This window comes from Leifsonia sp. GW821-FHT13C09, from assembly GCF_058806435.1.
Window position 1 is genome coordinate 129,433 of the sequence record NZ_JBXAPS010000001.1, and the last position, 23,145, is coordinate 152,577.

The following is a 23,145-nucleotide window of genomic DNA, read 5'->3' on the forward strand; positions in this document are numbered from 1 at the left end:
CGTGACCCGCGAGCAGCTCTCCCTCACGACGCTGGCTCGCGCCGGTTTCGTGGGGCTCAGCTCGGTCCGCGGCGAGCTGGACGAGCTCGTCGAGCTGACCGGGTTCGACGTCGACGACCTCCTGCCCGCGCTGTCGGCGGCGGCCGACCCCGACACCGCGCTCGCCCTGGCCGTGCGGCTGCTACGGCACGCACCGGTGCAGACTGCGCGCTACGTGCCCTCGCGGAACGACGCGCGCCGGGTCTTCCGGGTGATCGGCGCGTCGGAGGGCGCCGCCGAGTTCTTCCTCCGGCAGCCCGCCGAGCTGAGCGCGCTCGACTACCCGATCACGGCGCTGCCGACCGCCGGCGAGCTGCGCGCCGACCTGCTCGACGCCGTAGGAGCGGTGGACGGCGTCGCCGCGATTGAGGACGACGCCGCCCGGATCGCCCTCCGGGTGCGCTACCGTCGCCGGCTGGTGCAGATCGCGAGCTTCGACCTCGAGCAGGATGACCCGGTCGCCGGGCTCGGCGCCGTCGCCGCGGCGTTGTCCGACCTGGCCGCCGCCGCGCTGGAGGCCTCGCTGGCGGTGGCCCGTCGGCAGACGATCGGCACCGGGCCGGGACGCTTCCCCGAGGCCGAGGTGCGCGCCACCCGCTTCGGTGTGATCGGCATGGGCAAGGCCGGCGCGCGCGAGCTCAACTATGTCAGCGACGTCGACGTCATCTACGTCACCGAGGGCGACGAGGAGGCCGGGCTCAGCTCCGGCCGGGCCGTGGACATCGCAACGCGGCTGGCGATGCTGACGCAGCGCGGCATCCACGAGCCCGCGATCGAGCCGGGCCTCTGGGAGGTCGACCCCAACCTGCGACCGGAGGGCAAGGACGGCGCGCTCGTGCGCACCCTGGAGTCGCACATCGCCTACTACGACCGCTGGGCGAAGGGCTGGGAGTTCCAGGCGCTGCTGAAGGCGCGCCCGCTCGCCGGTGACCTCGAACTGGGGGAGCGCTACGTCGCCGCGCTCGCGCCGAAGGTGTGGAGCAGCGCCTCCCGCGAGAACTTCGTGGAGTCGGTGCAGCGGATGCGCGAGCGCGTCACCGACAACATCCCGGACGACGAGACCCCCTACCAGCTCAAGCTCGGGCCGGGCGGCCTGCGCGACGTGGAGTTCACCGTGCAGCTCCTCCAGCTCGTCCACGGCCAGACCGACGAGCGGGTGCGCCAGCGCGACACGCTGTCCGCTCTCGCCGCGCTGGCGCAGCAGGGCTACATCGGCCGGGACGAGGCCGCTGCGTTCGCGCAGGACTACCGGACTCTGCGCCTGATGGAGCACCGCCTCCAGCTCCGCCACCTCAGCCGCACCCACCTGATGCCGCGCGACGAGGGCGACGTGCGCATCCTCGCCCGCGCCACCGGGCTCGCGCCGAGCGCCGAGCAGCTGCTGGTGCGCTGGAACGCGATCAAGCACCGCGTGCGCGGCCTCCACGAGCGGCTGTTCTACCGCCCGCTGCTCAGCGCCGTCGCCGCAATGCCCACCGACGACACCGGGCTGACCGGGGGAGCCGGGCTGACCAGCGAGCAGGCCGAGGCGCGCCTGGCCGCGATCGGCTTCCGCGACCCGCGCGGCGCCCTCGGCCACATCGCCGCGCTCACCGCCGGGGTCTCGCGACGGGCGACCATCCAGCGCCACCTGCTGCCCGTTCTGCTGCAGTGGTTCGCCGCCGGGGCGGACCCGGACTACGGCCTGCTGACCTTCCGCCGGCTCAGCGAGGACCTCGGCACGACGCACTGGTACCTGAAGATGCTGCGCGACTCCACCGGCGCCGCCGAGCGGCTCACCCGGGTGCTGTCCGGGTCGCGGTTCGCCGGCGAGCTGCTCGGCCGCATCCCGGAGTCCGTCGCGTGGCTGGAGTCGGAGGAGGAGCTGCGCCCGCGGTCGGCGGAGATGCTGCGCGAGGAGACCGCCGCGATCCTCGGCCGGCACCAGTCCGCGGCGACCGCGGCCGCGTCGCTGCGCGCCGTGCGCCGCCGCGAGGTGCTGCGCCTGGCCTTCTCGGCGATCCTCGGTTTCGCCACGATCGAGGAGCTGGCCCGCGGGTTGACCGCCGTCAACGAGAACGTGATCGAGGGCGTCCTGTCCGCGATCCGCGCCGAGCGGGGAGACGCGGCCGACCTGGAGTTCGCGATCATCGGCATGGGCCGCTTCGGCGGCCGCGAGCTCGGCTTCGGCTCCGACCTCGACGTGATGTACGTCTTCCGCCCGCTCGCCGCCGACCAGGACGTCGCGCACAAGGCCGCGCTGGCGATCGTCGCCGACCTCAACCGGCTGACCGAGGACAACCGCCTTCCGCTCGACCTCGACATCGGCCTGCGCCCGGAGGGGAAGAACGGCCCGCCGGTCCGCTCGCTGGACGCGTACCGCGCGTACTACAAGCGCTGGTCGCTCACGTGGGAGGCCCAGGCGCTGCTGCGCGCCCGCGGCGTCGCGGGCGACGAGGCACTGCTCGCCGACTTCGACGCGGTGGCCGACGAGGTCCGCTACCCGGCCGCGATCGCCGAGCAGGAGGTCCGCGAGGTCAAGCGCATCAAGGCCCGCGTGGAGAACGAGCGCCTGCCGCAGGGCGCGGACCCGGCCCGCCACCTGAAACTCGGCCGCGGCTCCCTGAGCGACGTGGAGTGGTTCGTGCAGCTCATCCAGCTCCAACACGCCGCGGCGATCCCGGCACTGCGCACGACGTCGACCCTGGATGCGCTCGCCGTCGCCGTCGATCACGACCTGGTGGCGGAGGACGATGCGGCCAAGCTCCGCGACGCGTGGCTGCTGGCCTCCCGGGCCCGCTCGGCGATGACGCTCTGGACCAACAAGACCGCCGACGTCCTCCCGGCCGACCGGGTCGCGTTGGAGGGCGTCGCCCGCCTCCTGGAGTACCCGCCGGGGTCGGCGAGCCGGCTGGAGGAGGACTACCTGGCGGTGACCCGCCGCGCGCGGGCGGTGTTCGAGCGCGCGTTCTACGGCGTGCCGCAACGGCCGGCGCCGACCGGGTGAATAGTAACGCTACGCGTTAATAACGTCTTGCGTTCATGAATGCGGCGCGTTACTGTTGACCATGCTCCAATCATTCGTCGACCGCGACGCCGAGGCAGTCTGGCTCGGTCTGCCGTCTCGGCGAATCCATCCCGATATCCACCGGATCGCCCGAAGGAAACTGGCGATGCTCAACGCGGCGGCAGTGCTCGAAGACTGCAGGGTGCCGCCAGGCAACAGACTCGAGAAGCTCCGGGGAGACCGGAGCGGCCGATACAGCATCCGCATCAACAACCAGTTCCGGATCTGCTTCACCTGGACGGACGGAGGTCCGGCGGATGTCGAGATCGTCGATTATCACTGAACACGAGACGCAAGGAGGTAGCACGATGACCGATGCGATCACCGATCCGATCACTCCCGGGGAGATCCTCGCCGAGGAGTTCATGGCGCCGCTCGGGCTCACGAAGTACGCGCTCGCGAAGGCCGTCCACGTCCCCGCGCAACGCATCGGGGACATCGTGAATGGAAAGCGTGCGATCACGCCGGACACGGCGCTCCGCTTCGCCCGGGCGTTCGGGACGACGGCCGAGTTCTGGCTCAACCTGCAGGCGCACCACGACATCGAGCTCGCCCTCGCCACGCACCGGGCCGAGTTCGACGAGATCGTGCCGCTGGCCGGCTGAGCACACGGACCGTCCCGGCCCGCGCGCCGCTTGCACCGCACGGGCCTGGACGGCTCGTCGTCACATCCCGGGCACAGGCGTCAGCTCATACACGTCGATGGTGCCGCCCATCGCGCGGTGCGGGTGGCCGGTGAGGAGGCCTTCCACTGAGTCCGCGTCGGCGGCCTCGATGAGGGAGTAGCCGCCGACGCTGCGGTCGGCGCCATCGGAGACGGCGGCCGTCGGCGCGCCGAAGTCGAGGAGGCCGGCGCCGACCTGCTGGGCCCAGGCGTTCCACGCGGCGTTCATCTGCTCGGCCTGCTCGGGCGTGGGCTCCGGCATCGAGGCCATCGCCTCGGGGTCGGCGCGGTAGAGGAGGAGGTAGCGGGCCATCGTCGGATTCCTTCCGTTCGCGCACGGGCCGGTGCGGCCCGGGCGCCACCGAATCTAGTGCTGCGCCGCCCGCGTGGGAACAGCGCGGGCGAGCTTTTCATCCGGACGATCACCAGCGGTTTCTGGGAGTTCATCGGGCGTCCGCTGACCACGGCGGATTTCGGTGGGACGATCGGGAGGCCCCCAGTACGCCCGACCCGTGCACCCGACCCGCGACGCCCCCGAAGCGCCGCGGAGCGCGTCCGAGCAGCCCCGCATCCTCGAGGAGACCCGACCATGACCCCGCCCCGCCAGCCCGACCCGGCTTTTCCGGACGGCGACCGCGGCGCCGCCGAGCCCGTCCGCCGGAACGTCGCGCACGCCCAGCGCAGCCGCTCCTCCGTGAGCAAGCGGATCCTGCTCTCTGTGGCCGGCGCGGTCGCTGCCGTCGCGGTCGCCGTCGGAGCGTTCGCCGCCTACTCGTACGTGGACCTGTCGAACGGCCTCCACCGCTCGAACATCACCCTCCCCGGCGCCGGCAAGAAGAAGGACGTCGCCGAGAGCAACATCCTCGTCATGGGACTCGACAGCAGGCTGGACGAGAACGGCAACGCGCTCCCGGCCGACGTCTACAACGCGCTGCACGCCGGAAACCAGGGCGACGGCGGCTACAACGCGAACGTGCTGATGCTGATCCACATCCCGGCCGGCGGCAAGAAGGCCGTGGGCATCTCGATCCCGCGCGACGACTACGCGCCGCTGTCCGGGAGCCCGGACGGCGTGTCCGACTCGAAGATCAAGGAGGCGTACGGCCTCGCCCTCGACCAGAAGCTGACGGAGCTGACGAAGGCCGGCGTCGCGCAGAGCGACGCCTACCAGCAGGCGCGAACGTTCGCGCGCCAGACGGAGATCCAGACGGTGTCGGACTTCTTGGGCGGCGTGCGGATCGACCACTTCATCGAAGTCACGATGGCCGCGTTCTACCAGGTGGCCCAGGCGGTCCAGCCGGTCACCGTCTGCATCGCCGAGGACACCAAGGACCCGTACTCCGGAGCCGACTTCAAGGCCGGCGTCCAGCAGCTCTCGGCCTCCCAAGCCGTGAGCTTCGTCCGCCAGCGCCGCGACGAGAACAACCCCGCCCTGAACTTCACCGATCTCGACCGCGAGCGCCGGCAGCAGGCGTTCATCGTCTCGCTCGCGACGAAGCTGAAGAAGGCCGACACTTTCGCCAACCCGGCGACGCTGGAGTCCCTGATCTCGGCGGCGAAGCAGAACATTGCCCTCGATTCGGGCTTCGACCTCCTCAGCTTCGCGTCGGAGGCGCAGCACCTGGCGGGAGGCAACATCACCTTCACGACGCTGCCGATCACCGGTTACGGCGTGAAGGACGGCAAGGACGTCAACCTCGTCGACCCGAACCAGATCCACGCGGTGGTGCAGCAGCTGCTGAACCCCGGCGCCGCGGCGGCGACGCCGACGGCGACGGCGACACCGGGAGCGACCGCTCCCACGCCCACGGCGACCGCGCCTGCGCCCTCCCCGTCCCCGACGGCCTCCAAGCCGGCCGGCCCGAACGGCACCTACACCGACCCGACGGCGCCGCTGCCGTCCGGGGGAGTGCCCTGCGTGAAGTGAGCTATTCGCCGAGCGCGTCGATGAGCGCGGCATAGAGCGCGCTGAAGCGGGCCCGATGGTCGTCGGTCTCGATCGGACTCAGCGGGAAGGTCACCTTCGTCCCGTAGGACCATTCCGCGGTCACGGTGAAGTCGCCGGGCCACGGGTCGAACAGGTCGCGCCGGAACGCCGAGTTCGCGTCCGAGATCGTCAGCTGGGCGAGCCCGGCGCGCGGCCGCGCGACGACGACGGTCTCGACATCGTACGGCTCGGCGCTGCGCCCCGCGGCGTCGGCGAACACGATGGTCTTGTCGGTGAACACGACGACTTTGCCGGAGAACACCCCGGCGTCGTCGATGCGCACGCCGGAGTCCAGATGCTCGATCGGCCGCAGCCCGACCGCGAGAGCGATGCCGCTGACGAAGTGCCCGAACCACTCGGCCCGGTCATCGCTGCGGATGCGCATCCAGGCCGGCGAGGAGAGCCTCATCCCGACCTCCTCGAGCACCTCGTTCAGGTTCCTGTCGGCCATACGACTCCCTCCGTCACCTGCTCCATCGCGGGCACAGGGACAACCGTAGCCGCGCGAGGGCGGTAACGCATCGTGGACGCGGGAAGGGCCGCACCCCGAGGGGATGCGGCCCTTCCACGACCAGCCGAGGCTCAGACCCCGTAGTACAGCTCGTACTCGAACGGGTGCGGGCGCTGCGCGAGGGGCTTGATCTCCTTCTCGCGCTTGTACTCGATCCAGGTCTCGATGAGCTCCGGGGTGAACACGCCGCCTGCGGTGAGGAAGTCGTGGTCGGCCTCGAGCGCGTCGAGGGCCTCGCCCAGCGACGCCGGGACCTGCGGGATGTTCCGGGCCTCCTCGGGCGGGAGCTCGTAGAGGTCCTTGTCGACCGGCTCGTGCGGCTCGATGCGGTTCTTGATGCCGTCGAGGCCCGCCATCAGCTGGGCGGCGAACGCGAGGTACGGGTTGCCCGAGGCGTCCGGCGCGCGGAACTCGATGCGCTTGGCCTTCGGGTTGGTGCCCGTGATCGGGATGCGGATGGACGCCGAGCGGTTGCCGGCCGAGTAGACCAGGTTGACCGGGGCCTCGAAGCCGGGGACCAGGCGGTGGAACGAGTTCACCGTCGGGTTCGTGAAGGCCAGCACCGCCGGGGCGTGCTTGAGGAGGCCGCCGATGTACCAGCGGGCGATGTCGGACAGGCCGCCGTAGCCGGCCTCGTCGTAGAACAGCGGCTTGCCGTCGTTCCACAGCGACTGGTGGGTGTGCATGCCCGAGCCGTTGTCGCCGAAGAGCGGCTTCGGCATGAACGTCGCGGTCTTGCCCCACTGCTCGGCCGTGTTCTTGACGATGTACTTGAACTTCAGGATGTCGTCCGCCGCGTGCACCATCGTGTCGAAGCGGTAGTTGATCTCGGCCTGGCCGCCGGTGCCCACCTCGTGGTGCGCGCGCTCCAGGATGAGGCCGGCGTCGATCAGCTTCAGCGAGATGTCGTCGCGCAGGTCGGCCTGCTTGTCGACCGGGCTCACCGGGAAGTAGCCGCCCTTGTACGGAGTCTTGTTGCCGAGGTTGCCGCCCTCTTCGACGCGGCCGGAGTTCCAGGCGCCCTCCTCGGAGTCCACGGCGTAGAAGCTGGAGTTCTGCTTCACCTCGTAGCGGACGTCGTCGAAGATGTAGAACTCGGCCTCTGGTGCGAAGAACGCCGTGTCCGCGATGCCCGTCGAGGCGAGGTACTTCTCCGCCTTCTTGGCGACCTGACGAGGGTCCTTCGCGTAGATCTCGCCGTTGCGGGGGTTGTAGATGTCGAAGACCATGATCAGCGTGCGCTCGGCGCGGAACGGATCGATGTAGGCGGTCGACACATCCGGGATGAGCTGCATGTCCGACTCGTGGATCGACGCGAAGCCGCGGATCGAGGAACCGTCGAACAGCTGGCCGACGGAGAAGAACTCCTCGTCGACGGTCGCTGCGGGGATGTTGAAGTGCTGCTGCACACCGGGCAGATCGGTGAAGCGGATATCAAGGAACTTGACGTCGGTGTCCTTGATGTACTTGAGCACCTCGGAAGAATCACGGAACATACGGAGGACTCCCAATGGCTGGCGGTGATGGACTGCGCGTGCAGCCCAAGCTACACGGTAGGGGGAGGCCGTTTCCCTCCGGTGACGCAAATGTTTCCGGCATGTTACGCCGTCCGCTGCCTGCACGGGCGGCCCGCGGGGAGCGGTCAGGCCCGACCGGTAAACTCGGAGGGTGCCGCAGAACACCCCTCCGTCCCGTTTCGGCGACCTCGCCCCCAGCCGTTACCCGGGCGAGCGACTCGGCCTCCCGGAGGCAGGCCCGCGGTCGGTCGGGCGGCTCGGCCGCCGCCTCGGCGCGATCGTGGTGGACTGGGCGCTCGCGTCGCTGATCTCCCTGGCGTTCTTCCACTACGACTCGTGGGCGAACATCGGCATCTTCGCGCTGATGCAGGTGGTGTTCATCCCGACGATCGGCGGCAGCATCGGGCACCGGATCTTCGGGATGCGGGTGGTCGCGCTCGCCGGCGGCTGGGTCGGCGTATGGCGGCCAGTGGTCCGCACGGTGCTGCTGTGCATCGTGATCCCGGCGCTGGTGTGGGACTCGGACCAGCGCGGGTTCCACGACAAGGTCGCCGGGACCGTCCTCATCCGCGCCTAGTCAGGGCGCTCGTCCTGCGCGCCAGCGCTGCGTGCCGTGCGCGGGCGCACTCGTCGCAGGCGCGCCTTCCACGCAGGCGCCACAAAGCGCCGACGACGTCAGCGGAAGTCGATCAGCGCGCCCGCTGCGCGCGCACCTTCATCGGGTCGACGCCCTTGGGGATCGGCATCGCGTTCTCGAGCGACGCGAGGCGGTTGCTGATCGCGATGACCTCCGCCTTGGTGAGGGTCGGCTTGATCTTGGCCAGGGTGCGCGGGACCTTGTGCAGCGGCACGGAGTCGGAGTCCGGACCCACGGAGATGACCGTGACGGGCACGTTCGGCAGCACGCGGTTGATCTTGCGGCGCTCCTCGTCGACCATCCGCTGGGTGCGGGTCTTGGGGCCTTCGCTGATCAGCACGACGCCGCCGCGGCCCGTGGCACGGTAGACCGCGTCCTGGGTCTTGCCGTTGACGGCGATCGGCATCTCCGAGCCGCGCCAGCTGCGCTTGAGCGAGCTGCGCAGCACCGCGCCGACCGCGCCCGGCTGGCCTTCGATCTGGGAGTAGGCGGCCCGCTCGGCGCGACGGCCGAGGATGATGAGGCCCAGCAGCACGCCGGCGAGGACGCCCGCGACGATCCAGAGGACCATCGTGAAGACGTTGCCGCCCGACAGGAACACTGCCACCGCGATGCCCGCGAGGATCGGCAGCACGACTCCGCCCACGATGTAGAGCAGCGCGCGGTCGTCGTAGCGGCGGGTCATCTGCAAGACCTGCCACATCTGCTTCAGCCGACCGGGCTCCTTGGTGGACTTGTCCTTACGTGCCATAGAGACAAGGATACCGGCTCGACCGGCCCCCGGATGACCTGTTCACGGCAGGCGTAGCGCCGATCGGGAGGCCGCGCTCAGACGGTCGCGCGGCCTCCCGGATCGGCGTGCGGGGAGGCGTCAGGAGACGGCCTGGGCGAAGCCCGCTGACGCGTCGGCGAGGTGCTGGAGCTCGGCCGGGACCTCGCGTCCCTTGGCCGCCATCGACTGCGCCCACAGTCGTCCCGCGCGGTACGACGAGCGAACCAGCGGGCCGGACAGCACGCCGAGGAACCCGATCTCCTCGGCCTCCTGCTTGAGCTCGACGAACTCGTCCGGGTGCACCCAGCGTGCGACCGGGAGGTGGCGCGGGCTCGGCCGCAGGTACTGCGTGATCGTGATGATGTCGGTGCCGGCGTCGTGCAGGTCGCGCAGGGCCTGGCTGATCTCCTCGCGCTCCTCGCCCATCCCGAGGATGAGGTTGGACTTGGTGATCAGCCCGGCGTGGCGGCCCTGCGTGATCACGTCGAGCGAGCGCTCGTAGCGGAACGCCGGACGGATGCGCTTGAAGATGCGCGGGACCGTCTCGACGTTGTGGGCGAACACCTCCGGGCGCGCTGAGAAGACCTCGCCCAGGTACTCCGGGTTGCCCGAGAAGTCCGGCACCAGGATCTCGACGCCCGTGCCGGGGCTCTGCCGGTGGATCTCGCGGATCGTCTCCGCGTACAGCCAGGAGCCCTCGTCGGGGAGGTCGTCCCGCGCGACGCCGGTCACCGTGGAGTATCGCAGGCCCATCTTCGCGACCGACTCGCCGACGCGACGGGGCTCGTCCCTGTCGAACTCGGCGGGCTTGCCGGTATCGATCTGGCAGAAGTCGCAGCGCCGGGTGCACTGCGAGCCGCCGATCAGGAAGGTCGCCTCGCGGTCCTCCCAGCACTCGTAGATGTTCGGGCAGCCGGCCTCCTGGCAGACCGTGTGCAGCTCCTCGGACTTCACGAGGTTCTGGAGCTGGCGGTACTCGGGGCCCATCTTCGCCTTGGTCTTGATCCAGGCGGGCTTGCGCTCGATCGGGGTCTGCGCGTTGCGGACCTCGAGGCGGAGCATGCGGCGGCCCTGGGGAGCGGTGGCATGGTGTCCGGCGGCCTGGGGAGCGGCGGCCTGGGGTCCGGTGGGGGCGGGACCGGTGGCCTGGGGACCGGTGGCCTGGGGGCCGGTGGTCGGGGTCTCGGTGGTCCGGGCGTCGGCGGTCATGCGGCGACCTCCGTCGCGGTCGTGGCGGTGGCTGCGCGTGCGGCGGCGACCGGGCTGGTGGCGGGGTCGACGAGGGCCCGGTCGAGCGCGGCCTGGATGAGCGGAGCGACGTCCTGGGGCGTGACGGTGCGGCCGAGGACGCGGGAGATCGTGGTCACGCCCGCGTCGCGGATGCCGCACGCGACGATCTTCTCGTAGGGGTCCAGGCTGTTGGAGCAGTTCAGCGCGAAGCCGTGCATGGTGACGCCCTCGGCGACGCGGATGCCGATGGCGGCGATCTTCTCGTCCGCCGGGCTCCCGTCCGGCGTCGTGCCGTAGCCGGGCAGCCACACGCCGGAGCGGCCCTCCACGCGCTCTCCCGGGACGCCGAGCTCGGCCAGCACCTCGATGAGCACGCCTTCGAGCCAGCGCACGTAGCCCACCACGTCGATCGGCTCCGCCAGCCGGAGGATGGGGTAACCCACGAGTTGCCCCGGTCCGTGCCAGGTGATCTTGCCACCGCGGTCGACGTCGATCACGGGGGTGCCGTCGGCGGGGCGTTCGTCGGGGGAGGTGCGCTTGCCCGCGGTGAAGACCGGGGCGTGCTCGAGCAGGAGGACCGTGTCGGGCGCGCGCCGTGCCGTCACGTCGGCGTGCGTGGCGCGCTGACGGGCGAGGCCGTCGTCGTACGGGACGTGCTGCCCGTCGAGCCCGGAGACATCGAAGATCGTCATAGAGGCATCCTAAATGGACTGAGTACAGAAAATGTCCATCAGCGGCGGACACGGCCGAATTCCTGCACAGGGACCAAGTGAGAATGCGTTGTCCACGGATCTGCCGAAGGCGACGCCTGGGCGGCTGGGCGTGGCGTCTACTGGGGGCATGGTGCGGAGGCGGAGACCGGGGGATGCGGAAAGGTGCGCGGCAGGGATCGTGGCGGCGGAAGGGTGGATGGTGGTGGAATGGCGGGCGCGCCGGGAGGAGACGAGCGGGGACGACCTCGGGGTCGCGGGGAATCGGTCGAGGGCGCCGACCGGCGGGCCGGACGAGGCGTCGGTCGTCGTCGCGGGCGGTGAGTTGCCAGGGCAGGCGGTGCTCACGGTGAGGAGTCCGGTGCCCGTGAGCACTGCAGGTACGCGGAGGAGATCTCAGCCCGACACGGCGGCAGGAGCGCGGAGGGAGGCTCAGCCTGACGCGGGGGAGGTCCGGCATGCGTCGCGCGACGCAGCGGCGGGCGCGCGGAGCGGCGCTCAGCCGGACGCGCGGCAGGCGCGAAGGGCGGGACGTGGCGCGGCGGCCGACGGCGAGATGGCGTGGGACGGCGAGATGGCGTGGGACGGCGTTGCGTCGTCGCACCTCCCGCGGTCGCTGTCTCCGCCGAGCGGCCGTCGGGGCCGCCGGGGCGACGTGGTGGTCCGGCTGCGCGAGCATCCGCCGGGTGGGACACTCCACGACGTACTCGCCGCCGGCCACGGGCTGACCGCGGGCGAGGCGGTCACGGTGCTCGCAGCTGTGGCGCGCGGCCTCTCGGAATTGCACAGGGCGGGCTTCGGCGGGGTCGGGCTCGAGCTGCGGGACGTCGGCCTCCGGGAGGACGGGTGCCCGGTCCTGACAGACATCGACCGGCTGCGGGAACTCGACCAGCGGACGATGGGCGAGGACGTCGCCGGGTTCGCGGCGCTGGCGGCCACGCTGTGCGGCGCGGTGAGCCAGGACGGCGGCGGGGCCGTTCTCGCCGCGGCCACCGACCGGCGGCACCGGAGCTGGGAGGACGTGGTGGCGGGAGTGCTGCGGGCTGCCGACCCCACGGCAGTGCGTCCGCTAGGTCCGGTGGGCCCGGTCGGTCCAGTGGGTCGGGCGGGTCCGGTGAATCATGTGGGAAGCGGCGGTGCCGGCATCTCCGATCCAATGGTGCGGGGCGACCCGGCGGCGGACGCCGGCCGCGTTGTCGATCGGGGCTGGCGACATGGCGCGCGCGGAGGGCTGCACGACCTCCTCGGCGTGCTGGAGCGGGCGCTCGACGTGTTGGGCGATCGTCCTATCGCGCGTGGCGTGGCTGTGGCGCGGGAGTGGATCGCGGCGCGGCCGAAAGTCGTCGCTGTCGCGTGCTCGCCGTTGGTGGCCGTCGTCGTGCTGTTGGTGTTCGTGCCCGGTCAGGAGGGGCCGAGCTGACGGTGGATCGTCCAGCATCCACGGGAGTCGTGACGGCGCGAGGAGCGAGACCGCTCAGCGAGCGAAGCCGCGCCGGAGTGATCCGGCAGGTCGGTGCACGTCGGGGAAACGCGGAACGGCCCGGCTCCTCGCAGGAGCCGGGCCGTTCCGTCAGGTGGTTCAGATGCCGAGGTTTGCCTCGAACGCGCCACCCTCGAGGCGGTTCTTCACCGCGACGAGGAAGCGGGCCGCGTCGGCGCCGTCGACGATCCGGTGGTCGTACGACAGGGCGAGGTACACCGTGGAGCGGATCGCGATGGAGTCCGTGCCGTCGGCCGTGATCACGACCGGCTTCTTGGTGACGATGCCCGTGCCCAGGATCGCGACCTGGGGGAGGAACACGACCGGGGTGTCGAACAGCGCGCCGCGCGAACCCGTGTTGGTCAGCGTGAACGTGCCGCCGGCGAGCTCGTCCGGCTTCAGGCGGTTGTCGCGGGTGCGCTCGGCGAGGTCCGCGATCTCGCGGGCGAGGCCGGCGATGTCGAGGTCAGAGGCGTTGCGGATGACCGGGGTCAGCAGGCCGCGCTCGGTGTCGACCGCGATCGACATGTTCTCGTGGTCCGGGTAGACGATGCTGTCGCCGTCGACCGTGGCGTTGATGACCGGGTAGGCCTTCAGCGCCTCGGCGGCCGCGAGGGCGAAGAACGGCAGGAAGGAGAGCTTGGTGCCGGTCTTGGCCTGGAAGTCGGCCTTCACGCGGTCGCGCAGCGCTGCGACCTTGGTCACGTCGACCTCGACCACGGTGGTGAGCTGAGCCGTCGACTGCATCGAGACGACGGCGCGCTCGGCGACGACCTTGCGCAGGCGGGACATCTGCTGCGTCGTGCCGCGGAGCGGGGAGACCTCGACCACGGGAGCGGCGGCGGCCGGAGCCGAGGCGGCAGCGGCCGGAGCGGCGGCCGCCAGGATGTCCTCCTTGCGGATGCGTCCACCGACGCCGGTGCCGGTCACGTTCGCCAGGTCGACGCCGTGCTCGTTGGCGAGCTTGCGGACGATCGGGGTCACGTAGCCGGAGGTGCCGGCGTGCGCGCCCGACGTGGCGGGAGCCTCTGCGGCGGGAGCGGGAGCGGCGGCCGGAGCCGCGGCCGGAGCGGCGGCCGGGGCCGGAGCCGCGGCCGGGGCCGGAGCCGGAGCGGCGGCCGGGGCCGGCTCTGCAGCCGGGGCGGGAGCGGCGGCAGGCGCCTCCTGAACGGGCGCGGCCGGAGCGGCCTCCGCGGCGGGGGCCGGAGCCTCCTGAGCCGGAGCGGCCTCAGCAGCCGGAGCAGCAGCCTCAGCCGGCGCAGCCTCAGCCGGCGCGGCGGCCGGAGCCTCGCCCGCACCGGAGCCGTCGCCGATCGTCACGAGCGCAGTGCCCACCTCGACCGTCTCGTCCTCCTGCACCAGGATCGCCTCGATGACGCCCGCGACGGGCGAGGGGATCTCGGTGTCGACCTTGTCGGTCGAGACTTCGAGCAAGGGCTCGTCCACCTCGACACGGTCGCCAACGTTCTTCAGCCAGCGGGTGACCGTGCCTTCCGTGACACTCTCGCCGAGTGCCGGGAGGCTGACGGATTCGCTCATGAGCTTCTCTCCTTCAAAACCTGATCGTTCAGTAGCTTATTGCAGCCGCTCGCGCGGCGGACGCCTTAGAGGGTGTGCAGCGGCTTGCCCGCGAGGTACAGGAACGCCTCGCCCAGGGACTCGTTCTGCGTCGGGTGCGCGTGCACGAACGGAGCGATATCCTCCGGGTACGCCTCCCAGTTCACCGCGAGCTGCGCCTCGCCGATGAGCTCGCCGACCCGCGCTCCGATCATGTGCACGCCGACGACCGGGCCGTCGTTGACGCGGACGACCTTGACGGTGCCGCTCGTGCCGATGATCTCGCTCTTGCCGTTGCCGGCCAGGCTGTAGTCGTAGCTCGTGATCGCGTCGGCGCCGTACTGCTCCGCCGCCTTGGCCTCGCTGAGGCCGATCGAGGCGACCTCGGGGTCGCAGTAGGTGACCTTCGGGATGTTGACGTCGGGGACGACGATCGGGTTGAGGCCCGCGATCTCCTCGGCCACGAAGATGCCCTGCTGGAAGCCGCGGTGCGCCAGCTGCAGGCCGGGGACGATGTCGCCGACGGCGTAGACACCCGGGATGTTGGTGTGCAGGCGCTCGTCGGTGATGACGAAGCCGCGGTCGAGCGTGACGCCGACCTCGTCGTAGCCCATGCCGGCCGTGAGCGGGCCGCGGCCGACCGCGACGAGCAGCAGCTCGGCCTCGACCGTGCTGCCGTCCTCGAGCGAGACGACGACGCCGTTCTCGTTCTGGGTGACGCCGGAGAACCGGACGCCGAGGCGGTAGTCGATGCCGCGGCGGCGGAAGGCGCGCTCCAGGCCCTTGCTGAGGGTCTCGTCCTCGTTGGGGACCAGGTGCGGGAGGGCCTCGATGATGGTGACGTCGGCGCCGAAGGACTTCCAGACGCTGGCGAACTCGACGCCGATGACGCCGCCGCCGAGGACGGCGACCTTCTTGGGCACGTAGTCGAGCTCGAGGGCCTGCTCGCTGGTGATGACGCGGCCGCCGATCTCGAGGCCGGGGAGGCTGCGCGAGTAGGAGCCGGTGGCGAGGACGATGTTCTTGCCGGTGATGGTGTCGTCGCCGACCTGCACCGTCGTCGGGGAGGTCAGCTTGCCCTCGCCCTCGATGACGGTGATGCCGCGGGCCTTGACCAGGCCCTGCAGACCCTTGTACTTCTTGGCGACGATGCTCTGGCGGTACTCGGTCACGCCGTTGATGTCGACGCCCTGGAGCTGGGTGATGATGCCGTACTTGGCGGACTCGCGCGAGTAGTCCGCGACCTCGGCCGCGTGCAGCAGCGCCTTGGTCGGGATACAGCCGCGGTGCAGGCAGGTGCCGCCGACCTTGTCCTTCTCGATCATGCCGACGGTGAAACCGAGCTCGGCCGCACGCAGCGCTGCTGCGTAGCCTCCGCTCCCACCGCCGAGCACCACAATGTCAAAGTTCTGCTCAGACACCCAGCTACTCCTCGCGCATCAGGATTCGTGACACGATCCTGCCCCGGGGGATGACGTGGGGCAGGCGTTGCATGGGCAGGATTTTCCTGCCCATACGACCCTACTACCTCTGGGAAAAGTCCTCGGCCAAACGGATGAGCGCACGTACGCTGACGGCGGACGGGCCCTTGCCGGTGAAGCCGTAGGGAGCCGACGGGCCCTTGGCCGGGCCTGCGATGTCGAGGTGCGCCCACGGGATGCGCGGCGCGTCGTCCTCGTCGCCGGTGCGGCCGATGAACTCCTGGAGGAAGACGCCGGCCAGCAGCATCCCGCCCGCGGTGACGCCCGGGTTGGCGTTGGCGATGTCGGCGACGTCGGAGTTGATGGTGGCGCGCAGCTCGCTCGCGAGCGGCATCGGCCAGAGCAGCTCGCCGGAGGCCTTGGCGGCGGCGAGCACGTCGCCGACCAGGTCGTCGGAGCCCATGACCGCGGCGTAGCGGGTGCCGAGCGCGACCATCGCGGCGCCGGTCAGGGTGGCGACGTCCACGATGGCGTCGGGGTGCTCCTCGCCGGCGACGACCAGTCCGTCCGCGAGCACGAGCCGGCCCTCCGCGTCGGTGTTGAGCACCTCCACGGTGCGGCCGCCGCGCATGCGCAGCACGTCGTTGGGGCGGATGGCGGAGCCGGACGGCATGTTCTCGGCGAGGCACAGCCACGCCGTCACGCGCACCGGGAGGGCGAGACGGGCGGCGGCGAGGGCGACGGCGAGCACCGTGGCCGCGCCGGTCATGTCGTACTTCATCCCGACCATCCCGGAGGCCGGCTTGAGCGAGAGGCCGCCCGAGTCGAAGGTGATGCCCTTGCCGACCAGTGCCAGGTGCTTCGCCGCGCCGGCGGGCGCGTAGTCGACCTTCACCAGCCGCGGCGGGCGGACCGAGCCCTGCCCGACGCCGAGGATGCCGCCGAAGCCCTCCGACTCGAGCCGGCGCTCGTCCCACACCTCGACCGTGACCGGCAGCCCCTCGACGGCCTCCTCGACCCGGGAGACGAACGACGCCGGGTAGAGGTCGATCGGGGGAGTGTTGACCAGGTCCTTCACCAGTGCGGCGGCGCCAGAGACGGCGGCGGCGCGCGCGACGAGCGCAGCGCCCTCGGCCGACTCCCCGACGACCTCGATGGTCTCGACCGGGGTCTTGACACCCGCGCGGCTCGCGGAGCGGTAGTCGGTGAACGCGTACGCGCCGAGCGCCGCGCCCTCCAGAACCGCGCCGAGCCGGGCGTCGTCCTCGGCGGGCAGGTCGAGCGCGACGTGGCCGACGCCGGCGAGCTGGCGGATAGCGGTGCCCGCTGCGTAGCGCAGCGCGTCCTCGTCCACCTGCTCCGGGAGGCCCACCACGGCGAGCCCCGGACCGCCTGCCGCGCCGGGGAGGCGCACCAGCTCGTCCTTGCCGCCGCCGAAGCCGACCGCCGCGAGCCCGTCGCCCAGACCCTCCGGCGCCGAGGCCGACAGCACGGCGACGCCGTCGGCGCCGGAGCGCGCGGCGAGCACGAGGACGTCGGCGGAGGACGAGGGGGCGGGTGAGAGGCTGAGGGCGGGAGGCGTCATGTCTCGACCCTAACCGCTGAACGGCGCGCGACGGCGGAGGCCGCATGTTCGCTGTGGGCGTGCTGCGAGCGGGCCTGCGCGCCACGACCGACTCCGGTCGGCGGCCTAGAGTTGATGTATGCGAGACCCCGGCGAACTGTACGAGCTCAACCCGGCACTGGTGGTGCCGGAGGGCCTGCCGCTGATCGCGGGGCTCACCGGGTTCGCCGACGCCGGCTCGGGCGTCAGCCAGCTCGGCACCTACCTGCTGGGCACGCTCGACAGCGAGGTCGTCGCGACCTTCGACGCCGACATCCTGCTCGACTACCGCGCTCGCCGGCCGATCATCTACTTCGACCAGGACCACCTGGCCGACTACCAGCCGTCCACGCTGAAGCTGCACCTGGTCTACGACGAGCTGCGTCAGCCGTTCCTCTTCCTCTCCGGGTTCGAGCCCGACTTCCGCTGGGAGGCGTTCACGGAGGCCGTGCTCGGGCTCATCGAGCGCTACAAGGTCAAGAGCGTCACCTGGGTGCACTCCATCCCGATGCCGGTGCCGCACACCCGGCCCATCGGGGTCACGGTCAGTGGCAACCGTGCCGACCTGATCGACGCGATGTCGATCTGGAAGCCGCAGACGCAGGTGCCCGGCAACGCACTGCACCTGCTCGAGTACCGGCTGCAGCAGCTCTCGTATCCGATCGCCGGGTTCGTCCTGCTCATCCCGCACTACCTCGCCGACACCGAGTACCCGGCCGCCGCGATCGCGGGGCTGGAGAGCATCAGCGCGGCGACGGGCCTGATCTTCCCGACCGACCGCCTGCGCGAGGAGGACCGCGAGTTCGTCGCGAACATCGACGAGCAGGTCGCCGGCAACGCCGAGCTCGGCAAACTGGTCGGCACTCTGGAGGAGCGGCACGACACGTACATGGAGGACACCCAGCTCCGCTCGCCGCTGACCGACCGGGACGGCGAGCTGCCCAGCGCCGACGAGATCGCCGCCGAGCTGGAGAACTTCCTGGCGTTCCGCCGCCACGGCGACGACCGCCGCGGCGACGACGAGAACCCGCGCACCGAGCGCTGACCGCGCCTGCGGCGCCGCTCCCGTGACGGGGTGGCGTCTGCGGCGGGCGTAGGATCGTCTGGTGAATTCGCGTCGGTCCTGGGTCATCTTCGGGATCGGGGTCTTCGCCTACCTCGTCGCCGTCATGCAGCGCACGAGCATCGGCGTCGCGGGTGTCGCCGCGACCGAGCGCTTCCACGTCTCCGCCGCCGTCCTCTCCTCGATGGCGGTGGTCCAGCTCATCGTCTACGCGGGGATGCAGGTGCCGGTCGGCGTCCTGATCGACCGCGTGGGATCGCGGGCGCTGATGATCGCGGGCACCGCACTGATGGTCGTCGGGCAGGTGACGGTCGCGTTCGCACCGACCATCACGCTGGCGATCGTCGGCCGAATCCTGGTCGGGGCGGGCGACGCCACCGTGTTCACCTCGCTCATGCGGCTGGTGAACTCGTGGTTCCGCGGCCGGATCGTCCCGCAGCTCTCGCAGTGGATCGGCAACATCGGCCAGCTCGGCCAGGTGCTGTCCGCCATCCCGTTCGCGCTGCTGCTCCACCAGTCCGGCTGGACGACCGCGTTCCTCAGCGCTGCGTCGCTCTCGGTCGTCGCACTGATCGGCATCGTCGCCACCATCCGGGACCGGCCGGCCGGCTCCAGCGAGGGGCCGCGCCCGGCCACCTGGGGCGAGTCGTTGCGCCAGCTCCGGATCAGCCTCGCCAGGCCCGGGACGCAGCTCGGCTTCTGGTCGCACTTCACCACGCAGTCCTCCGGCACGGTGTTCAGCCTGATGTGGGGCCTGCCGTTCATGGTGTTCGCTCTCGGCATCGGCCCGGCGGAGGCCAGCGGCCTGCTCATCGTCTCCGTCGTCGCGGGTCTGATCGCGGGCCCGATCCTCGGCCTGCTGACCGCGCGCTTCCCGCTGCGGCGCAGCAACCTGGTGCTCGCGATCGTCGGGATGATGGGGATCGTCTGGGCGCTCCTCCTGCTCTGGCCGGGGACGCCGCCGCTCTGGCTGCTCATCCTCGTGCTGGTGGCGATCGGGATCGGCGGCCCCGGCTCGCTGATCGGGTTCGACTTCGCCCGCACCTCCAACCCGCTGCACAGCCTCGGCTCCGCCAACGGCATCGTGAACGTCGGCGGCTTCCTGGCGAGCTTCGTGATGATGTTCCTCATCGGCCTGGCCCTGGACGCCCAGAACACCGCGCACACCGTCGCCGGGCTCTACGCGCTCGACTCCTTCCGCTGGGCGTTCGCCGTGCAGTACGTGATCATCGGCCTCGGCGTCGTCTTCCTCGTCCGCGCCCGCCGGCGCACCCGCCGCCTCCTCGCGGAGGAGGAGGGAATAGAAGTGGCCCCGTTGTGGGTTGCACTCGTAGACGTTCGGCGCAGGCGGGATGGTCGGGAGCCCGGCGAGAACGTGCAATAATTGATACCTGGACCCGTTCATGTCCTTGGGGTCGGAGCACTCGATGGTGCCCGGCGCAACAGCCCAAGACTTGACATGGGTCTTAGTAATGTCCGCACGCGACATCAGGCAGGCGTTACGGGGGACGCACCGACGTTCTCCCACCCGGTTTGAAAGCCTCGCTTGTATGGAAGGTAGGCACATGGCAACCCGTGCAGCAACCAAGGCCCGTGAGGCCGAGGCGGTCGAGGAGACCGAGGAGACCGCTGCGGCCAGCAAGCCGGCGGCGAAGAAGACGACGGCGAAGGCGCCGGCGAAGAAGGCTGCGCCCAAGAAGGCCACCAAGGCCAAGGGCGACGACGACGAGCTCGACGAGGAGGCCGAGGTCGAGATCGACGAGGACGACACCGCAGACGTGGCAGACGACGCCGCCGAGGGCGACGACGCCGAGGAGTCCGAGGGCGACGACGCCGAGGCGGACGACGCCGAGGAGACCGGCCCGAAGGGCGAGGCCGCGGCCGTCCAGGCCGCAGCGGACGCCCCGCTGCCGACCGACGCGCTCGTGCTGCGCGCCGTGGACGAGGATGACGACATCCCCGTGTACTCCACGACGATCACCGGCGCGACCGCCGACCCGGTCAAGGACTACCTCAAGCAGATCGGCAAGGTCCCGCTGCTGAACGCCGCGGAGGAGGTCGAGCTCGCGATGCGCATCGAGGCCGGCCTGTTCGCGGAGGACAAGCTCGCGAACACCCCGAACATGCCCAAGGAGCTCGAGCGCGAGCTCCGCTGGGTCGCCCGCGACGGCCAGCGCGCGAAGAGCCACCTGCTCGGCGCCAACCTGCGCCTCGTGGTCAGCCTCGCCAAGCGCTACACCGGCCGCGGCATGCAGTTCCTGGACCTCATCCAGGAGGGCAACCTCGGTCTGATCCGCGCCGTCGAGAAGTTCGACTACACCAAGGGCTTCAAGTTCTCGACCTACGCCACGTGGTGGATCCGTCAGGCGATCACGCGCGCGATGGCCGACCAGGCCCGCACCATCCGCATCCCGGTGCACATGGTCGAGGTCATCAACAAGCTCGCCCGCGTCCAGCGCCAGATGCTGCAGGACCTCGGCCGCGAGCCCACCCCGGAAGAGCTCTCCAAGGAGCTCGACATGACCCCGGAGAAGGTCATCGAGGTGCAGAAGTACGGTCGCGAGCCCATCTCGCTGCACACGCCCCTCGGCGAGGACGGCGACAGCGAGTTCGGCGACCTGATCGAGGACACCGAGGCGGTCGTGCCGGCCGACGCGGTCGGCTTCACCATGCTGCAGAAGCAGCTGGAGAGTCTCCTCGACTCGCTCTCCGAGCGCGAGGCGGGCGTGATCCGCATGCGCTTCGGCCTGGGCGACGGCATGCCGAAGACGCTCGACCAGATCGGCGACACCTTCGGCGTGACGCGGGAGCGCATCCGGCAGATCGAGTCGAAGACGATGGCGAAGCTGCGCCACCCGTCCCGCTCGCAGTCGCTGCGCGACTACCTCGAGTAAGGTGCGCTACCGACTGGCGGTCATCGCCGGCCGCCTCGCCCGCTGGCTGCTGCGCCTGCGGGGAGGCGGCTCCGCGGTGCCGGGGCGGGTCGCGCTCGCGATCGCGCCGAAGTTCCTCGAGCGTGCGGTCAGCCGCCTCCCGCTCGGCGTGGTGTTCGTCTCCGGATCGAACGGCAAGTCGACGACCACCAACATGCTCACAGCGATCCTGCGCGAGCACGGGCTGAACGTCTTCACCAACCCGTCCGGCGGCAACCTGCCGCAGGGGATCGCCTCCGCCCTGCTGGCGGACGTGCCGCTCGACGGCTACGTCCGCGGCGACGTCGGGGTGATCGAGGTGGACGAGGCGTACGGCGTCGACCTGGCGAACGTCCTGAAGCCGCGCGGCTCGCTGCTGCTCAACGTTCAGATCGACCAGCTCAACCGCTTCTTCGAGCCCACCCGCGTGATCGGGATGCTGCGCACGATCGCGGAGCGGTCGAGCGAGTTCGTCGTGGTGAACGCCGACGACGACAGCCTGTCCCGCGTGGGCGCCGAGCTCGCCGCCGCGGGGCGCGACGTGACGACGTTCGCGGTGGCCCCGGCCATCATCGAGTCGTCGCCGAACGGCCTCGCCAATGTGGCCGACCTCTCCGGAGTCGCCGCCGGAACGCTGCCGGTGCCCGCGGTCTTCGTCAGCAAGCTGGAGACGCAGAGCGCGCAGCTCACGATGGGCGGCGAGTCCATCCGGATCGGCCTGCCCGCTCGCGGCCTGCACTACGCGGTGGACGCCGCCGGCGCGACCGCGATGGCCCGGCGTGTGCTCGGCGACCGCTTCCGCTCGGAGGCTGTCGTTGCGGCCATGGGGTCGCTGCGCACGGTCTACGGCCGCGGCGAGACCCTGAGGGTCGGCGACGAGGACATCGAGATCATCATGATGAAGAACCCGCCGAGCCTACAGCTCAACCTCGACTACCTGAGCCACAGCCCGGAGCAGGTCTTCGTCGCGGTCGACGAGGGCACGCCCGACCCGTCCTGGGTCTACGACATCGACCTCTCCAAGCTGGAGCACGTGGACATCGTGTCCGGCACCAAGGCCTGGCAGTTCGCGACCCGGTTCGCCTATGCGGGCATCGAGGTCGACCAGGTGATGCCGGAGCTCCGGCCCGCGCTGCAGGCGTTCCTCGCCCTCCCGAAGCCGTCGCGCGGCACCAAGACGATGATCGTGAACTACGAGCAGATGATGGCCATCCGCAAGCAGCTCGGGTTCCTCGACCTGGAAGGCGGCGACAAGTGACCGTCCTCCGCATCCTGCATCTCTACCCGCGCGAGCTCGGGATCAACGGCGACGCCGGTAACGTGCTCGCCCTGGCCGAGCGCGCGCGCTGGCGCGGCGTGGACGTCGACGTCGTCACCCATGCGCCCGGCGCGGAACTCCCGGCCAGCGCCGACATCGTGCACATCGGCTCGGGCCCGCTGTCGTCGCAGCGTGCGGTCGTCGGCGATGTGGCGCGGATCGCGCCGCGGCTGCGGCAGTGGCGCGACGCCGGCGTCCCCATCCTCGCGATCGCGGGCGGCTGGCAGCTGCTCGGCGAGGAGATCGAGACGCCGGACGGCGAGACGCTCGCCGGCGCCGGGGTGTTCCCGACCCGTGCGGTGCTGGGATCGCGGCGGCACGTCGCCGAGGTCGTCGTGCGCATGGCCGACGGCGTCGCGCTCGCGGGCTTCGAGAACCACTCGGCCACCACGACGTTCACCGCGGAGGCCGTGGGCGCGGTCCCGCTCGGCGAGGTCGTGAGCGGCTTCGGCAATGGCGACCGGACGGAGGGCGTCGTGCTCGGGAGCGCGATCGGCACCCACCTGCACGGCCCGCTCCTGCCGATGAACCCGGTGCTGGCCGACCGCATGCTGGGGACCGCGCTGCGCGGCGAGGTCGCTCCGGTCCCGCAGACCGAGCGCGTCGACCGCTACGCCGCGAACGCGCGCCGCGCCATCGCCGCCCGCCTCAACGTCGCACTCTAACGCTGGTCCGCCG

The 23,145-nt window shown here is 71.0% G+C and carries 20 protein-coding genes; 11 read left to right on the top strand and 9 right to left on the bottom strand.

The annotated features are described in order from the left end of the window. The first annotated feature begins 1 nt into the window (after nt 1). The 3 genes from AC1ROW_RS00630 (at nt 2) to AC1ROW_RS00640 (ending at nt 3,690) form a co-directional block, all read left to right on the top strand. Nucleotides 2–3,025, top strand: a complete 3,024-nt coding sequence (locus AC1ROW_RS00630) for a bifunctional [glutamine synthetase] adenylyltransferase/[glutamine synthetase]-adenylyl-L-tyrosine phosphorylase (protein ID WP_493016959.1) — start codon at nt 2–4, stop codon at nt 3,023–3,025. A gap of 61 nt (nt 3,026–3,086) precedes the next feature. Beyond that, on the top strand, nt 3,087–3,368 hold the full coding sequence (locus AC1ROW_RS00635) for a type II toxin-antitoxin system RelE/ParE family toxin (protein ID WP_493016960.1): 282 nt from the start codon (nt 3,087–3,089) through the stop codon (nt 3,366–3,368). 25 nt (nt 3,369–3,393) lie between these two features. After that, nucleotides 3,394–3,690 carry a HigA family addiction module antitoxin gene (locus tag AC1ROW_RS00640; protein WP_493016961.1) on the top strand — a complete coding sequence of 99 codons (297 nt, stop codon included), beginning with the start codon at nt 3,394–3,396 and terminating at the stop codon, nt 3,688–3,690. Between the two features lie 60 nt (nt 3,691–3,750). Here AC1ROW_RS00640 and AC1ROW_RS00645 read toward each other — a convergent pair whose 3' ends face one another. Further along, complete coding sequence (locus AC1ROW_RS00645) at nt 3,751–4,062, bottom strand: YciI family protein (RefSeq protein ID WP_493016962.1); 312 nt, start codon at nt 4,060–4,062, stop codon at nt 3,751–3,753. 276 nt (nt 4,063–4,338) lie between these two features. Between AC1ROW_RS00645 and AC1ROW_RS00650 the strand changes: the two genes are divergently transcribed. Continuing rightward, on the top strand, nt 4,339–5,676 hold the full coding sequence (locus AC1ROW_RS00650) for an LCP family protein (RefSeq protein ID WP_493016963.1): 1,338 nt from the start codon (nt 4,339–4,341) through the stop codon (nt 5,674–5,676). A 1-nt stretch (nt 5,677) separates the two neighbouring features. On the opposite strand, the gene AC1ROW_RS00655 is transcribed toward AC1ROW_RS00650, so the two are convergent. Further along, on the bottom strand, nt 5,678–6,187 hold the full coding sequence (locus AC1ROW_RS00655) for a hypothetical protein (RefSeq protein ID WP_493016964.1): 510 nt from the start codon (nt 6,185–6,187) through the stop codon (nt 5,678–5,680). A 131-nt stretch (nt 6,188–6,318) separates the two neighbouring features. Continuing rightward, nucleotides 6,319–7,743, bottom strand: a complete 1,425-nt coding sequence (glnA, locus tag AC1ROW_RS00660; RefSeq protein WP_345834753.1) for a type I glutamate--ammonia ligase — start codon at nt 7,741–7,743, stop codon at nt 6,319–6,321. A gap of 172 nt (nt 7,744–7,915) precedes the next feature. Here glnA and AC1ROW_RS00665 point away from each other — a divergent pair, with 172 nt between their 5' ends. Then, a complete protein-coding gene (locus AC1ROW_RS00665; RefSeq protein ID WP_493016965.1) occupies nt 7,916–8,341 on the top strand; it encodes an RDD family protein in 426 nt (141 codons plus the stop codon). 112 nt (nt 8,342–8,453) lie between these two features. Here the strand turns inward: AC1ROW_RS00665 and AC1ROW_RS00670 are convergent, their stop codons facing one another. The 3 genes from AC1ROW_RS00670 to lipB all read right to left on the bottom strand — a co-directional run bounded on the left by AC1ROW_RS00670 (nt 8,454) and on the right by lipB (nt 11,095). Then, on the bottom strand, nt 8,454–9,152 hold the full coding sequence (locus tag AC1ROW_RS00670) for a DUF4191 domain-containing protein (protein ID WP_493016966.1): 699 nt from the start codon (nt 9,150–9,152) through the stop codon (nt 8,454–8,456). Nucleotides 9,153–9,272: 120 nt separating this feature from the next. Continuing rightward, nucleotides 9,273–10,235 carry a lipoyl synthase gene (gene lipA / locus AC1ROW_RS00675; RefSeq protein ID WP_493018330.1) on the bottom strand — a complete coding sequence of 321 codons (963 nt, stop codon included), beginning with the start codon at nt 10,233–10,235 and terminating at the stop codon, nt 9,273–9,275. Between the two features lie 143 nt (nt 10,236–10,378). Then, on the bottom strand, nt 10,379–11,095 hold the full coding sequence (gene lipB / locus AC1ROW_RS00680; protein WP_493016967.1) for a lipoyl(octanoyl) transferase LipB: 717 nt from the start codon (nt 11,093–11,095) through the stop codon (nt 10,379–10,381). Between the two features lie 385 nt (nt 11,096–11,480). Between lipB and AC1ROW_RS00685 the strand changes: the two genes are divergently transcribed. Then, complete coding sequence (locus AC1ROW_RS00685; protein ID WP_493016968.1) at nt 11,481–12,533, top strand: hypothetical protein; 1,053 nt, start codon at nt 11,481–11,483, stop codon at nt 12,531–12,533. A gap of 159 nt (nt 12,534–12,692) precedes the next feature. On the opposite strand, the gene sucB is transcribed toward AC1ROW_RS00685, so the two are convergent. The 3 genes from sucB to AC1ROW_RS00700 all read right to left on the bottom strand — a co-directional run bounded on the left by sucB (nt 12,693) and on the right by AC1ROW_RS00700 (nt 17,156). Continuing rightward, a complete protein-coding gene (gene sucB, locus AC1ROW_RS00690) occupies nt 12,693–14,132 on the bottom strand; it encodes a 2-oxoglutarate dehydrogenase, E2 component, dihydrolipoamide succinyltransferase (RefSeq protein WP_493016969.1) in 1,440 nt (479 codons plus the stop codon). A 65-nt stretch (nt 14,133–14,197) separates the two neighbouring features. After that, on the bottom strand, nt 14,198–15,571 hold the full coding sequence (gene lpdA, locus AC1ROW_RS00695; RefSeq protein WP_493016970.1) for a dihydrolipoyl dehydrogenase: 1,374 nt from the start codon (nt 15,569–15,571) through the stop codon (nt 14,198–14,200). Between the two features lie 103 nt (nt 15,572–15,674). Then, nucleotides 15,675–17,156: a leucyl aminopeptidase gene (locus AC1ROW_RS00700; protein ID WP_493016971.1), complete on the bottom strand. Its 1,482-nt coding sequence runs from the start codon at nt 17,154–17,156 to the stop codon at nt 15,675–15,677. 118 nt (nt 17,157–17,274) lie between these two features. Between AC1ROW_RS00700 and AC1ROW_RS00705 the strand changes: the two genes are divergently transcribed. The 5 genes from AC1ROW_RS00705 (at nt 17,275) to AC1ROW_RS00725 (ending at nt 23,132) form a co-directional block, all read left to right on the top strand. After that, nucleotides 17,275–18,219 (top strand): proteasome assembly chaperone family protein, encoded by a 945-nt coding sequence (locus AC1ROW_RS00705; RefSeq protein WP_493016972.1) that lies wholly within the window; start codon nt 17,275–17,277, stop codon nt 18,217–18,219. Nucleotides 18,220–18,280: 61 nt separating this feature from the next. Then, nucleotides 18,281–19,621 carry an MFS transporter gene (locus AC1ROW_RS00710; protein ID WP_493016973.1) on the top strand — a complete coding sequence of 447 codons (1,341 nt, stop codon included), beginning with the start codon at nt 18,281–18,283 and terminating at the stop codon, nt 19,619–19,621. Nucleotides 19,622–19,802: 181 nt separating this feature from the next. Next, nucleotides 19,803–21,131, top strand: a complete 1,329-nt coding sequence (locus AC1ROW_RS00715; RefSeq protein WP_493016974.1) for an RNA polymerase sigma factor — start codon at nt 19,803–19,805, stop codon at nt 21,129–21,131. A gap of 1 nt (nt 21,132) precedes the next feature. Beyond that, on the top strand, nt 21,133–22,407 hold the full coding sequence (locus AC1ROW_RS00720; protein WP_493016975.1) for a MurT ligase domain-containing protein: 1,275 nt from the start codon (nt 21,133–21,135) through the stop codon (nt 22,405–22,407). Beyond that, nucleotides 22,404–23,132 (top strand): type 1 glutamine amidotransferase, encoded by a 729-nt coding sequence (locus AC1ROW_RS00725; RefSeq protein ID WP_493016976.1) that lies wholly within the window; start codon nt 22,404–22,406, stop codon nt 23,130–23,132. Before AC1ROW_RS00720 ends, AC1ROW_RS00725 begins: the two co-directional genes overlap by 4 nt. The last annotated feature ends 13 nt before the right edge of the window (nt 23,133–23,145 follow it).